General features: G+C 61.2%; 14 protein-coding genes. 11 read left to right on the forward strand and 3 right to left on the reverse strand.

What is annotated here, in order from left to right; genetic code table 11:
- Window positions 1-30 precede the first annotated feature (30 nt).
- Genes ACP7BO_RS12465 through ACP7BO_RS12500 form a run of 8 tightly spaced genes read left to right on the forward strand, consistent with a single transcriptional unit; the run spans window position 31 to window position 6,180 of the window.
- A complete protein-coding gene (locus ACP7BO_RS12465; protein ID WP_397456273.1) occupies window positions 31-1,239 on the forward strand; it encodes a PepSY-associated TM helix domain-containing protein in 1,209 nt (402 codons plus the stop codon).
- Complete coding sequence (locus ACP7BO_RS12470; RefSeq protein WP_397456271.1) at window positions 1,236-1,778, forward strand: thiamine pyrophosphate-binding protein; 543 nt, start codon at window positions 1,236-1,238, stop codon at window positions 1,776-1,778. Before ACP7BO_RS12465 ends, ACP7BO_RS12470 begins: the two co-directional genes overlap by 4 nt.
- A gap of 26 nt (window positions 1,779-1,804) precedes the next feature.
- Window positions 1,805-2,110, forward strand: coding sequence for a hypothetical protein (locus ACP7BO_RS12475; RefSeq protein ID WP_397457209.1), 306 nt, complete (start codon window positions 1,805-1,807; stop codon window positions 2,108-2,110).
- Entirely contained in the window at window positions 2,107-2,661 is a 555-nt protein-coding gene (locus ACP7BO_RS12480; RefSeq protein ID WP_426210694.1) for a DUF6162 family protein, read from the forward strand. Before ACP7BO_RS12475 ends, ACP7BO_RS12480 begins: the two co-directional genes overlap by 4 nt.
- Window positions 2,662-2,687: 26 nt before the next feature.
- Window positions 2,688-3,620: a metal ABC transporter substrate-binding protein gene (locus ACP7BO_RS12485; protein ID WP_426210696.1), complete on the forward strand. Its 933-nt coding sequence runs from the start codon at window positions 2,688-2,690 to the stop codon at window positions 3,618-3,620.
- The gene (locus ACP7BO_RS12490) at window positions 3,617-4,369 is read left to right on the forward strand and encodes a metal ABC transporter ATP-binding protein (protein WP_397456265.1); all 753 of its coding nucleotides are present in this window, start codon (window positions 3,617-3,619) and stop codon (window positions 4,367-4,369) included. Before ACP7BO_RS12485 ends, ACP7BO_RS12490 begins: the two co-directional genes overlap by 4 nt.
- Complete coding sequence (locus ACP7BO_RS12495; protein WP_397456263.1) at window positions 4,369-5,268, forward strand: metal ABC transporter permease; 900 nt, start codon at window positions 4,369-4,371, stop codon at window positions 5,266-5,268. The genes ACP7BO_RS12490 and ACP7BO_RS12495 overlap by 1 nt, the downstream gene beginning before the upstream one ends.
- On the forward strand, window positions 5,269-6,180 hold the full coding sequence (locus ACP7BO_RS12500) for a metal ABC transporter solute-binding protein, Zn/Mn family (RefSeq protein ID WP_426210698.1): 912 nt from the start codon (window positions 5,269-5,271) through the stop codon (window positions 6,178-6,180).
- 121 nt (window positions 6,181-6,301) lie between these two features.
- Here the strand turns inward: ACP7BO_RS12500 and cycA are convergent, their stop codons facing one another.
- The 3 genes from cycA to ACP7BO_RS12515 form a co-directional block, all read right to left on the reverse strand.
- Window positions 6,302-7,708, reverse strand: a complete 1,407-nt coding sequence (gene cycA, locus ACP7BO_RS12505) for a D-serine/D-alanine/glycine transporter (RefSeq protein ID WP_426210700.1) — start codon at window positions 7,706-7,708, stop codon at window positions 6,302-6,304.
- 329 nt (window positions 7,709-8,037) lie between these two features.
- On the reverse strand, window positions 8,038-9,363 hold the full coding sequence (locus ACP7BO_RS12510) for an ATP-binding protein (protein WP_397456258.1): 1,326 nt from the start codon (window positions 9,361-9,363) through the stop codon (window positions 8,038-8,040).
- Window positions 9,360-10,037, reverse strand: coding sequence for a response regulator (locus ACP7BO_RS12515; RefSeq protein WP_003447260.1), 678 nt, complete (start codon window positions 10,035-10,037; stop codon window positions 9,360-9,362). The genes ACP7BO_RS12510 and ACP7BO_RS12515 overlap by 4 nt, the downstream gene beginning before the upstream one ends.
- A gap of 163 nt (window positions 10,038-10,200) precedes the next feature.
- On the opposite strand from ACP7BO_RS12515, the gene dsbD reads away from it, so the two are divergent.
- Genes dsbD through dsbG form a run of 3 tightly spaced genes read left to right on the forward strand, consistent with a single transcriptional unit; the run spans window position 10,201 to window position 13,568 of the window.
- The gene (gene dsbD, locus ACP7BO_RS12520; protein ID WP_426210703.1) at window positions 10,201-11,940 is read left to right on the forward strand and encodes a protein-disulfide reductase DsbD; all 1,740 of its coding nucleotides are present in this window, start codon (window positions 10,201-10,203) and stop codon (window positions 11,938-11,940) included.
- On the forward strand, window positions 11,941-12,813 hold the full coding sequence (locus tag ACP7BO_RS12525) for a prolipoprotein diacylglyceryl transferase family protein (protein ID WP_426210705.1): 873 nt from the start codon (window positions 11,941-11,943) through the stop codon (window positions 12,811-12,813).
- On the forward strand, window positions 12,792-13,568 hold the full coding sequence (dsbG, locus tag ACP7BO_RS12530) for a thiol:disulfide interchange protein DsbG (RefSeq protein WP_397456255.1): 777 nt from the start codon (window positions 12,792-12,794) through the stop codon (window positions 13,566-13,568). The genes ACP7BO_RS12525 and dsbG overlap by 22 nt, the downstream gene beginning before the upstream one ends.
- The last annotated feature ends 112 nt before the right edge of the window (window positions 13,569-13,680 follow it).

The following is a 13,680-nucleotide window of genomic DNA, read 5'->3' on the forward strand; positions in this document are numbered from 1 at the left end:
ACCCGCTCAGCCGCGAGTTTGCCGTTCCCCATGTCCAAAAAGTCCCGTTCAAAGCTCTGGTTCCTGGTCCACAGTTGGCTAACGCTGCCCATCTGGTTTTTTGTGCTGATTGTCTGTGTCACCGGAACCCTGGCCGTGGTCAGCCAGGAGATTGTGTGGCTGGCCACCCCTCAAGCCCGCGCCACCCAACCGTCGGATGACGCGCCGCTGCTCACTTATGAGCAGGTGCTCAGCGCGATTCACACAGCCGAACCCAAACTGGCGGTGCAGTCGATCAGCCGCCCCGACGAGTCGCATTTTGCGCTGGTCGCCGATGTGGTTTACCCCGACGGGCGCTCGCCTTCGCTCTATATCAACCCGTACACCGGGGCCATACAGGGTGAAAGCCCGAGCTTTAACTTCAAGCAATTCACCCGCGCCCTGCACGGCTGGTGGCTGGTGCCGTTTACCAATGGCTACAGCTGGGGCTGGTATCTGGTGTCGTTCCTGGGCTTGCCACTGCTGGCGTCGCTGGTGACCGGGCTGGTGGTCTACAAGAAATTCTGGAAAGGCTTTTTCAAACCCAACCTGCGCCTCAAGCACGGGGCGCGGATTTTCTGGGGCGACTTCCATCGCCTGTGCGGCATCTGGTCGATCTGGTTTATTGCGGTTATTTCCATCACCGGCCTGTGGTTTCTGATTCAGGCCTTTATGTTTGATAACCAGATTTCAATCTCCACAGAAGGCATCCCGCCGGTAGTGGCGCGCCAGGATGTGCCGATCATGGCCAACGGTCAGCCCGCGCCGCAGATCAGCCTCGACCAGGCAGTGAAGATTGCCGCCGAGAAGATTCCCGGCCTCGAAGCCAGCTTCGTCAGCCTGCCCGGCAATGCCTACGGCCACATCGAAGTGGGCGGCCCGGGCTGGTACCCGCTGCTGTTCCAGACCGCCGAAATCAACCCGTACAACGGCGCGATTGAAGGCTCGCGGATGATCGCCGACCGCTCCGGCCTGGAGCTGGTGACCGAGTCGATGCGCCCGCTGCACACCGGCGACTTCGGCGGCTTGTGGGTCAAGCTGATCTGGTTCTTCTTCGGCCTGGTCCTGAGCATGATGGTATTGAGCGGCCTGCTGATCTGGACCAAACGTACCGCACTGGCCACCGCCAACGCCCTTAAACGCAGCCATAAATCCGCGCGCCCGGCAGCAAGCCTGGCCACCAGCCCCCGTAAAAAACAACCTGCAGAGGCCAATGCATGAGCAAGGCAGTGACTGCACAGCCCCCTTCCACCCTGAGCCGGCTGTGGCACAAATGGCGCTTTCACATAAACATCCTGCTGCTGTTGGTGCCGCTGGGGTTTATGCCCAAGTACTTTGCCGATGCGTCGCTGTTCCGCGGTGACAGCGGGCTGGGCGAGCGCGACGTGGGCACGGTGCAGGTCGGGCCGTGGAGCCTGCAACTGGCTGAACTGCGCAACGAAGGCCCGCGACCGGATGGCCCGGCAGGCTACATGAAGAGCTTTAACGCGGCGCTGAGCGACAGCTCCATCGATCAGGTCAAGGCCGCTTACCTGCGCATTGGCAAGCCACGCAGCCTGCGGGCCGCCGGGGTGATTTTTTTCGGTACGCCGTATCGCATGGGCGCCACGCTGCCGATCCCGGAGCGCACCAAAGCCGACGCCGAACTGTGGATCACCCTTGAAGGGTGGGACGGCTCGATGCATCAGGCGTCCATTCCCCTGAGTCAGGCTTCACCGGCCACCGTGGCCTGGCTGGCCCAACGAGGTGCTAAACAATGAATTCGCGACTGTTCAAACATCCGGTCATGGCCGCAGGGTTGATGGCGTTACTGGGCCTGAGCGGTCAGGCCCTGGCCCACAACCCGATGTGCGAGTGCAAGAGCGTCGAAGACGGGCAAATCCGCTGTACCGGCGGGTTTTCCGATGGCAGCGGCGCCCCGGGGGTCACCCTGGACGTGATCGGCTACGACGAAACCATCCTGGTACCGGGCAAGCTGGGGGCGGACTCAAGCATGACGTTCAAGCGCCCTGATGCCGAATTTTACGTGCTGTTCGACGCCGGCCCCGGTCACATCGTTGAAATCGATCAAGCCGACATCGAGGCCCCATGACCACTCAAGTCGTACGCCCCGCCGGTGCCGGGCATGAAACGCTGTACGTGTTGCTGTTGTGCCTGCTGATTCTGGCCGTCGCCGGATCCGTGGTGGCCTGGCGTCATGAGTCACAGGAAGTGACTTCAGTGGCCGCCCACCAGCTGGATGCACGGCGCGATCTGAACGCCGCCGAACAAGGCCTCTACGCCGACCTGCGAGTGACGCTGGACGAGATCCTGCTGCTCAAGGAAGAGTCCGGCGCCTTGCCCCTGCCAGCGCACCTGGCCGACGAAGGCTTTGCACCTTTTGCCATCGATGCCAGCTCCGTCAGCCGTGGCAGCCACGCCTGGCAATTGCTGGAGGGCCAGGCCTATCTGGGCATCAGCGCGGCCCCTGAGGTGGCGGGCTCGTTCCTGATGCGTATCGGCGCGCAGCCGGATGTGTGGCTCAACCGCAATCCGGGCGCCAGCGCCCCGGCCGACTTCAGCGATAGCGCCCTGAACAGCGATGGCTGGCAGCAAGTGATCGCGCAATTCGATGCCGGCGTCACACGCCAGCATCGGCATTGAACCCACCGTTTTACCTGAGGCTCGTCATGTCCATTTCATCTGTATTGCGCCGCCGCAGCCTGCTGCTGGCCGGCCTGTTGGCGTTTTGCCTGGCCCCTCTGGCATTTGCCGACGCCCCGCTGGCCAAGCCGCTGCGCATCGGCATCACCCTGCACCCTTACTACAGCTACGTGGCCAATATCGTCGGCGACAAGGCCGAAGTGGTGCCGCTGATTCCCTCCGGTTTTAACCCCCATGCCTACGAGCCCCGCGCCGAAGACATCAAGCGCATCGGCACGCTGGACGTGATCGTGCTCAATGGCGTGGGGCATGACGACTTTGCCGACCGCATGATTGAAGCCAGCGAAAAACCGCAGATCGCGGTCATCGAGGCCAACCAGAACGTGCCGCTGCTGGCTGCAACCGGCAACGCCGCCCGGGGTGCGGGCAAAGTGGTCAACCCCCATACCTTCCTCTCGATCAGCGCCTCGATTGCCCAGGTCAATAACATCGCCCGCGAACTGGGCAAGCTCGACCCGGCCAACGCCAAAACCTACACCGCCAATGCCCGCGCCTACGGCAAACGCCTGCGCCAGATGCGCGCCGACGCACTGGCCAAACTCACCCAAGCACCCAACGCGGACTTGCGGGTGGCCACGGTCCACGCCGCATATGACTACCTGCTGCGCGAGTTCGGTCTCGAAGTCACCGCCGTGGTCGAGCCGGCGCACGGCATCGAGCCAAGCCCCAGCCAGTTGAAGAAAACCATCGATCAACTGCGGGAACTGGACGTGAAAGTGATCTTCTCCGAGATGGATTTCCCGTCCAGTTATGTCGACACCATTGAGCGCGAGTCCGGAGTCAAGCTGTACCCGCTGTCGCACATTTCATATGGCGACTACAGCGCCGACAAGTATGAAAAGGAAATGACCGGCAACCTCGACACCGTGGTCAGGGCCATTCAGGAGGCCGGAGCATGAGCGCCGCTGAACACCTGAGCGTTTCGGCCACAGGGCCCGGAGTCGAGTTTGATCAAGTGTCCCTGACACTGGGCCGCACCCTGATTCTCGACCACGTCAGTTTCAGCATTCGCCCCGGTAGCGTGCATGCACTGGTCGGCCCCAACGGCGGCGGCAAAAGCTCGCTGATCAAAACCCTGCTGGGGCAAATGCCGCATCAGGGTCGTCTGTGCCTGAACTGGCCCGCAGAGCCGGGGGTGATCGGCTACGTGCCCCAGGCCCTGGAGTTTGATCGCGGCCTGCCGATGACCGTCGACGACTTTATGGCTGCCATGTGCCAACGCCGCCCGGCCTTTATGGGGCTGTCGCGCAAGGTCGCCCCGGCCATTGGCGAGGCGCTGGAACGGGTGGGCATGCAGGACAAGCGCAAGCGGCGCATGGGCGCGTTGTCGGGCGGTGAGCGCCAGCGCGTGTTGCTGGCCCAGGGCTTGATTCCGGCTGCGCAATTGCTGGTTCTGGATGAGCCAATGTCGGCGCTGGATGAAGCCGGGGCCCAGGTATTTGAACGCTTGCTGGCGCACTGGCACGCGAGCGCAGTGACGGTGGTCTGGATCGAACACGACCTGGCCGCCGTCAAGCGTCTGGCCGAACGCGTCACCGGGCTCAATCGCCAGGTGTTGTTCGACGGCCCGCCAGAGCAAACCCTCAGCCCGGAGCGGTTGCTGAATCTGTTTTCGACCCATCCCAAGACTCGCGGGAGTGTTGCCTGATGAGCTATGAAGCGTTCCGTCTGATGGTCCAGGGCTGGGCCTCGGCCGGCTACCTGCCGGAAATCCTGGCTTATGGCTTTGTGGTCAACGCGGTGCTTGCCGGGTTACTGATCGGCCCGGTGCTGGGCGGCCTGGGCACCCTGGTGGTGGTCAAGCGTTTTGCCTTTTTCTCCGAAGCCGTCGGGCATGCCGCGTTGACGGGCGTGGCCATCGGCATTTTGCTCGGCGAACCCTACACCGGCCCTTATGGCAGCCTGTTCGGCTATTGCCTGTTGTTCGGCATTTCACTCAATTACCTGCGCAACCGAACGGGCCTGGCCCCGGACACCCTGATCGGCGTGTTCCTCTCGGTGTCGTTGGCACTGGGCGCCAGCCTGCTGCTGATTCTGGCGGGCAAGATCAACGTGCACATCCTCGAAAACGTACTGTTCGGCTCAGTATTGACGGTCAACGGAAACGACCTGCTGGTACTGGCGATTGTCGGCGCACTGGTGCTTGGCCTGAGTCTGCCGCTGTACAACCGCATCATGCTCGCCAGCTTCAACCCGCAACTGGCTGCCGTGCGCGGGGTCGCGGTCAAGACCCTGGACTACCTGTTCGTGATTCTGGTGACCCTGATTACCGTAGCGGCGGTCAAGGTGATCGGAGCCATTCTGGTGGGCGCCCTGCTGGTGATTCCGGCGGCGGCGGCACGCTTGCTCAGCCAGTCGCTCAAAGGCTTTTTCTGGATTTCGGTATTGATCGCAACGGTCAGCACGTTGTGCGGAATCTTGCTGCCTATCGTGTTCGACCTGCCCATTCCGTCCGGCGCGGCAATCATTCTGGTGGCCGGTATCGCTTTCGCCCTCGCAGCCATCGCCCGTGGCGTGGTACCCAGCCTGAAAGGGAATATTGGATAAATGTTTACTCTACGCAAACTGACTCTGGCACTGGCCATCACCGGCCTGCTCAGCACCCCGCTGCAGGCGGCCGACACGGCTGGCGGCGCACCGCTGCGAATCCTCGCCAGCCTGCCGATTACTTACGGCCTGGGCCAGTTGCTGGTTAAAGACAGCAACATCACTCTGGAGCGGGCCGTCGCAGCCAATCTGCCCGGCAGTCGGCAAAGTGCTTACTTCAGTGGTCGCGGCGCACCGGCCCTGCACCAGCTGGCGGTCAATGCCGATGCGGTGATCGGTCTGCGCTCGGTGTGGCGCGGCGACCCGCTCTACCCGATGGCGCGGCGCAGCAATATCCGTATCGTCGAAGTCGACGCCGCGCGCCCGGTGGACGGCAGCTTGCCGGGCATCGCGCTACAGCCGGGCAATCACCCCGACGGGCTGAACAGCCAGCCCTGGCTGGCCAGTAACAATATGGGGCGCATGGCTGACGTGATTGCGGCGGACCTGGTGCGCCTGGCTCCGTCCGCCAAAACGCAGATTGAAGCCAACCTGGCCAACCTCAAGCAGCGCCTGCTCAAACTCAGTGCTGACAGCGAGGCCAGGCTAGCCGGGGCTGACAACCTGACGGTGGTGAGCTTGTCGGACCGACTGGATTACTTGACCGGCGGCCTGAACCTGGAGCGGGTCGAGGTACAGCACCAAGGCGATGAACCATGGACGCCCCAGGCACTAAAGGCCTTGAGCCAGACCCTGAAGGACAATGACGTAGCCTTGGTGCTGGATCATCGCCCACCGTGCGCAGCGTTGCAGGCAGCGGTGACTGAAGGCGGCAGCGAACTGGTGGTAGTCAGCGCCGATGGCGCCGACCCGGTGACGGCACTGCAAAGCACTGTCGACGCGATTGTGAAAGTGCTGACCACGGCTACGTAACCCTTGTAGTCGCTGCCAAGGAGCGAGGCTGCGATCGGGCAAAGCCCGTAAAACCTGAGCACTCATTTTTACGACTGCTGCGCAGCCGATCGCAGCCTCGTTCCTCGTCAGCGACTACACGTTAGCGGTCGTGGGCCAACATCTTGTTGCGGCGTACTGAACGATAGGCCAGGCCCAGCACCACGAACCAGACCGGCACCAGGTACAGCGCCTGACGGGTATCGTCCTCCAGGGCAAGCAATACCAGGATGAAGACAAAGAAGGTCAAGCAAACCCAGACCATGACCTTGCCACCCGGCATTTTGTAGTGCGATGCCTGGTGCAGGTGATCACTTTTTTTGCGATACGCCAGGTAGGACAGCAGGATCATCGTCCACACAAACATGAACAGGGTCGCCGAGACAGTGGTGATCAGGGTGAATGCATCCATCAGGTTCGGCACCAGATAGATCACCAGCGCACCCGCCAACAGACAGATGCAAGAAAAGATCAGGCCGTTGGAGGGCACTGCGCGCCGGGAAAGTATCTTGAACTTGCGCGGCGCTTCGCCCTCCAGTGCCAGGCCGAACAGCATCCGGCTGGTGGAGAACACGCCGCTGTTGGCCGACGAGGCCGCAGAGGTCAGTACCACAAAGTTGATGATGCCTGCGGCAGCCGGCAGACCGGCAAGCATGAAGAGTTCGACGAAGGGGCTTTTGTTGGCGACTACATCGCGCCATGGAGTAACGGCCAGGATCGCAATCAACGCGAACACATAAAACATGATGATGCGCAGCGGGATTGAATTGATCGCCCGTGGCAAATTGCGTTCCGGGTTCTTGGTTTCGGCAGCGGTTGTGCCTACCAGCTCAATGCCGACAAAGGCAAAGACAGCAATTTGAAAGCCGGCGAAGAAGCCCATCAAGCCATGGGGGAACATGCCGCCGTCATTCCACAGGTTGGCCACCGAAGCCGTGTTGCCGTTCGGCGACTGAAAAGCGGTAACCACCATGTAGAGGCCGGTACAGACCAGCGCGCAAATGGCCACGATTTTGATCATGGCGAACCAGAACTCCAGCTCACCGAACATTTTCACCGTGATCAGATTCAGCGACAGCAGCAAGGCCACACAAGCAATTGCAGGCAACCACAAGGGGATGTCGGGGAACCAGAACTGGGTGTAGCCGGAGATGGCGATGACATCGGCAATGCCTGTCACGATCCAGCAAAACCAGTATGTCCAGCCGGTAAAGTAGCCGGCCCTGGGGCCCAGCAGGTCAGCTGAAAAATCTATGAAAGACTTGTAATTGAGGTTGGATAAAAGCAATTCGCCCATGGCGCGCATGACGAAAAACAGCATGAAACCGATGATCATGTAGACAAAGATGATCGAGGGACCCGCTAGGCTGATAGTTTTGCCCGAGCCCATGAACAGGCCCGTACCGATGGCTCCGCCAATGGCGATCAGTTGAATGTGACGATTGGACAGACTGCGTTTGAGCTCTGGTTCTTCCCCGTCAGGTCGGTGATCAAGCGTTGAATCCTTCATTTTTTTCTACCTTGAGTTCTTGGTCTTTTACGGGGTCCGCAAACCGGATAAACGCGGCGTTTATCGGCCAGGAAAAAGGGAAAACAGCACGCTTTGGCAGCGCCGAAAATACTGCGCAAGCGCCTGTTAAAGCGCTGTTGCGGGTGTTTATTGGAGGGGGGGATCGTTCCAGAAAAATCGCTGAGCGACAAGATTCAGATCAATAAAACCGTTGAAAAAAAGCCAGCCCCTTACCGTGTGGGAGCTGGCTTGCCAGCGATGGGGTTAACTGGCACGTTCAGATAGTCCGAGGCGCCAGTATCGCTGGGAAGCCAGCGCCCATAGACACTTCACGCGGTTTGCAATGGCATCCGCAGTTCAACCCGCAAACCGTCGGCCCGACTATCAAAACTCAGGTCGCCGCCACAACGCTCGACTATCGCTTGCACGATGGCCAGGCCCAGGCCACAGCCATTACTGTTGCCATTGCGCCAGAAGCGCTGGGTCATGTGCTGCAGGGTTTCTGGCGGGATGCCCGGGCCGTGGTCGCGCACCACAAAATGCACGTAAGGGCCTTCAACCCGCAGCGACAATTCAACCTGGGTATCAGCCGGGGTATGGCGCAGGGCGTTATCCAGCAAATTGCGCAGTGCGGCAATCGCCAGTACCGAAGGCACTTGCAGTGCAGTGCCCGGCAGCCCTTCAGGCAGTTGCAGGTCAATGCGCTCAGCCGCGCCACTCGCCGCATCATGGATCGCCAGCCGTGCCACTTGCTCGGCCGAACACTGCACGCCGTCATCGAAGGACAGGCTGCCCTCCACCCGCGCCAGCAACAGCAACTGTTCGAGAGTGCGATGCAAGCGGTCAGCCGCGGTTTCAGCGTGGGCCAGGGACTGCTCACGCGCGGCGCCATCGGTCATGCGCGCCACCTGCAGGTGGGTTTTGATCGCCGTCAGGGGGCTGCGCAGTTCATGGGCGGCATCACCTGTGAGGCGCCGCTCACGCTCAATGGCTTTGGCGATGCGTTCAAATAACTGGTTCTGGGAGTCGAGCAGCGGTTTCAGTTCGCTGGGCAGCGGTTCTATCTGCAAGGGTTGCAGCGAATCGGCATCGCGCCGCATCAGGGCGGCACGCATGCGCTGCAGTGGCGCCAGCCCCTGGCCGATGCCCAGCCACAACAGCAGCAGGCACACCATCAACGCCATGCCCACCGGCACCGAAGCCGCGAGCAATACCGAGAGGTTCAGCGCTTCGCGTTCAACCTGGCGGTCCGCGGTGGTGATCCGCACATCGCCGCGATCCAGGGTGAAGGTGCGCCAGGTGGCGCCATCAATGGTCTGATCATGAAAACCGGCCGCCGCGGACTGCATCGGCTGGTCCGGATTGTTGTGACTGCGGGCCAGAATCTCCCCGCGCAAAGAACTGACCTGGCAGGCCATGCCGCCTGGGATGGTCAGCTGTTCGGCACTGAAATGGGTCCCCTCGCCCTTGACCGGCAATTGCGGCAACTGCTCCAGCAGACCGGCCACCATCCGCGCCGAAGCCACCAGCCGTTGATCAAGGGAGAACATCATTTGCTGGCGCAGATCGCTGAGCATCCAGGCTGCGGCCAAGGCCCAGACCAGCACAAACGCCGAGCCGATGGTCAGGCTCAAACGCAGTCGCATGCTCATCATGGCTGCCCGACACCATCGGCCGGGCCCAGGCGATAGCCCAGACCACGAACGGTTTCAACGATGCCATTGCCCAGCTTTCGGCGCAGGTGATGGATATGCACGTTCAAGGCATTGCTCTCCAGTTCGTCGCCAAAGCCATAGATGCTGTCCTTGAGTTGCTCGCTGGACAGGACCCGGCCGCGGTTGTGCAGCAAGGCTTGCAACAGCGCCTGCTCGCGACGCGACAGGTCCACCGGCTGACCGGCAAGCAGGGTCACGCGGCTGCTGGGGTCATAGCTCAGCTGACCATGCTCGATCAGATTGACGCTGCGCCCGGCCACCCGGCGTAACAGGGTGTGCAAACGGGCTGCGAGCTCGCGCAGATCAAAGGGTTTAAGCAGGTAATCATCGGCTCCGGCTTGCAGGCCATCGACCCGGTCCGTCACCGAGTCGCGCGCGGTTAGCACCAGTACCGGCAGTTCGAAGCCTTGCTGACGCAACTGTTGCAACAGCTTGAGGCCGTCTTCATCCGGCAGGCCAAGATCGAGCACCATCACATCGAACTCCGCCACTTTGAGCATGGCCCTGGCCGCTGCGGCCGTGCCGACGTGTTCCACCGTCAGGCCTTGAGCCGTGAGCCCGGCCACAATGCCGCTGGCAATCAGTTCGTCGTCTTCGCAAACCAGTACATGCATGCTGATACCCGCGTAAATGTGGCCGATTAAAAAGCGCCGGGATTAAGGGCCGATTATGCCGCCAAAGAGCCGATGGTGTGTCAACTGGCTGTACGGCGTTTAATGATCAGTTAATGGGTTGCCAGCACTGTAGCGCCACTTGTGATTGCTTAAGGTTTTAAAGATGCGTTTGTTGATGACTTTGTTGCTGGTGTGTTTCGCCGGCCTGGCTCAAGCCAAGGGCACGGGTGATCCTTTTGCACAGCCCGACTTCCTGCCTGCCAATAAAGCCTTCGAGTTCAGCTCTGAAGCCCTGCAATCCGGCGAAACCCGCCTGCACTGGAAGATTGCCGATACCTATTACCTGTACCAGAAACGCTTCAAGTTTGACGGCCTGGACGAGGCACACAAGCCTGCGTTGCCTCAAGGGCTGGAGCACAGTGACGAGTTTTTTGGCGAAACCCAGGTGTATCGGGACAGCGTTGAATTACTGATTCCGGCAGGTGCCAGCGGCCAGGTCAAAGTCAGCTGGCAAGGCTGTGCCGATGCCGGCCTGTGCTACCCGCCGCAAAGCCAGACCCTGGATCTGGGCGGCACTGCGCCGGTCGCAGCGCAAGGCCAGGCTCAGGACCAGTCCCTGGCCGCCAGCTTGCAACAGCGTTCGCTGGGCTGGAGTTTATTGCTGTTTTTCGGCCTGGGCCTGCTACTGGCATTTACCCCGTGCTCGTTGCCGATGCTGCCGATTCTGGCCGGACTGGTAGTGGGCAGCGGTGCCAGCGCCGGACGCGGTTTGGCGGTGGCGGGCAGTTATGTCATCAGCATGGCGCTGGTGTATGCCGGGCTCGGCGTACTCGCCGCATTACTGGGCGCCAACTTGCAGGCACTGCTGCAACAGCCCTGGTTGCTGGGCAGTTTTGCCGCACTGTTTGTCGTGTTGTCGCTGCCCATGTTTGGCTTCTTCGAATTGCAGCTGCCCGCATCGCTGCGTGACCGGCTGGAAAACGCCGGGCGCGGACGCAAAGGTGGCAGCCTGCTGGGCGCGGGCATTCTTGGCGCGCTCTCCGGTTTGCTGGTCGGCCCGTGCATGACCGCCCCGCTGGCAGGCGCTCTGCTGTACATCGCGCAAAGCGGCAATGCCGTGCAAGGCGGCCTGGTGCTGTTTGTCATGGGGCTCGGCATCGGGGTGCCGCTATTGCTGCTGGTTACCGTGGGCAGTCGCTTCCTGCCCAAGCCCGGGGCCTGGATGAACCTGATGAAAGGCCTGTTCGGCTTCCTGTTCCTGGGCACTGCCCTGCTGCTGGTCCGTCCGGTGCTCGACGAGTCCCTGTGGCTCGGACTGTGGGGCGTGCTGCTGATTCTGGTGGCATGCAGCCTGTGGCAACAGGCGCAGACGTTCCTGCGCGCCAGGACCCTGTTCAACCCGTTGAGCCTGCTGGCGGGTCTGTGGGGCGGCCTGTTGCTGGTGGGAGCCGCCGGGGGCGGCTCCGATCTGTGGCAACCGTTACAGGTGTATACCGCCAAAACAGTCGCCAGCAGCAGCGCAAACACGGCCCATGATGCCTTTATCACCCTCAAGGACCCCGCCAGCCTGGAGCGCGAACTGGCCAGTGCCAAAGAGCAGGGGCAATGGGTGTTGCTGGATTACTACGCCGACTGGTGTGTGTCATGCAAAGTCATGGAGAAACAGGTGTTTGCCAAACCGCAGGTGATGCAGGCCCTGCAAGGTGTGCGCCTGTTGCGTCTGGACGTGACCGCCGATAATGTCGCCAGCCGCGAATTGCTCGGCCGCTATCAAGTGCCGGGGCCACCCAGTTTCATCTGGATCGGTCCCGACGCAGTTGAGCGCCGCGCACAACGCATCACCGGCGAAGTCAACGCCGAGACCTTTTTGAATAACTGGAACGCCACCCGGGAACTCCTTTAAATGCTCACCCTGACCATTGGTTCGTTTGCCCTGGCCATCAACCACCTGCTGCTGATACTGGCGCTCGCCCTGGCGACGCTGGTGGGGTGGCGGGTGGCCAAACGCGGCGGCGAAAACCCGGAGTCAGCGTTGTTCAGCCTGTTTTTGCTGGGTTTGCTGGTAGCCCGAATCGGCTTTGTAATCAGCTACTGGCGCTACTTCCAGAAAGACCTGCTGCAGATTCTCGACCTGCGCGACGGTGGTTTTGTGTTGTGGCCGGGGTTACTGGCAGTCGTGGTCGGCGCGCTGATCTGGGGCTGGCGTCGCCCGGGTCTGCGGCGCCCGCTGGGCTGGGGGCTGGGCACTGGCCTGGCGTTCTGGCTGCTGGCCACGTTCTCGTCCAGCCTCTACGAGCAAGGCACACGCATGCCGGAAATCGTGCTGCGCAATGCCAGTGGCGAGTCGGTGCAATTGAGCAGCTACCAGGGCGGCCCTCTGGTGATCAACCTGTGGGCCACCTGGTGCCCGCCGTGCCGGCGGGAAATGCCGGTGCTGCAAAACGCACAGCATCACCATCAGGACATCACCTTCCTGTTCGTCAATCAGGGCGAAAGCATGCAGAGCGTCAGCACCTTCCTGGAGACCCAGGGTCTGAACCTGAGCAACGTGCTGTTCGACAGCGGCGGCCAACTGGCACAAAAAGTCGGCTCGATGGCCCTGCCGACTACCCTGTTCTACAGCCCTGAAGGTCGCCTGCTGGGCAGTCACCTGGGCGAGCTGTCCGAAGCCAGCCTGGCCCGCGCGCTGGAAAGCTTTGATCAGAACAATTCAATGTCGGCCCACCAGGCCGACCCTGCTAGGAATCTGCAAAAATGTTTAACCGCAAACTGCTAAACCTGAGCGTAACCACCCTGCTGGGCGCCGCCCTGCTGCAATCGCCCCTGCTGCACGCTGAAGAATGGCCGGCTCCGATCAAGAAGATTGAAGCCAAGGGCGCAAAAATCATTGGCAGTTTCGATGCACCCAGCGGCATGCGTGGCTATGCCGCCCAGTATCAGAACCGTGGCATGGCCCTGTATCTGACCCCCGACGGCAAAAACGTACTGGTGGGTAATTTGTATGACGCCAACGGCAACGACCTGAGCCTGGCACCGCTGCAAAAGCTGGTGTACGAGCCGATGGCCAAGCAGGTCTGGGCCAATATGGAAAAGAGCAACTGGATTGCCGACGGCAAAAAAGATGCACCGCGCATTGTTTACCTGTTCAGCGACCCGAACTGCCCGTACTGCAACATGTTCTGGGAACAGGCCCGGCCATGGGTTGATTCGGGCAAGGTGCAACTGCGCCACATCATGGTCGGTATCATCCGCGAAGACAGCCCGGCAAAATCTGCCGCATTGCTGGCTGCCAAAGACCCTCAGCAAGCCCTGCACGAACATGAGCAGGCCGGCAAAGCCAGCAAGCTCAAGCCGCTGACCAAGATCCCGGCTGACGTCCAGGCTAAGCTGGACGCCAATGCACAGTTGATGACCGACCTCGATGTGTCAGCGACCCCGGCGATTTTCTACCTCGACGAACAAGGCAACCTGCAACAGCAGCAAGGTGCACCTTCGCCGGACAAACTGGTAAAAATCCTCGGTCCCAAATAACCCCGGAACGCCTGTAGGAGCGAGCTTTGCGAAATAGCAAACAGCTCGCGAGCAAGCTCGCTCCTACAGGCCTGGACGGTGCTGATTCTGACCAGTAATCCGGCCAATAGTG

This window comes from Pseudomonas sp. TWR2-1-1, assembly GCF_049897045.1.
GTDB classification, from domain to species: domain Bacteria; phylum Pseudomonadota; class Gammaproteobacteria; order Pseudomonadales; family Pseudomonadaceae; genus Aquipseudomonas; species Aquipseudomonas versuta.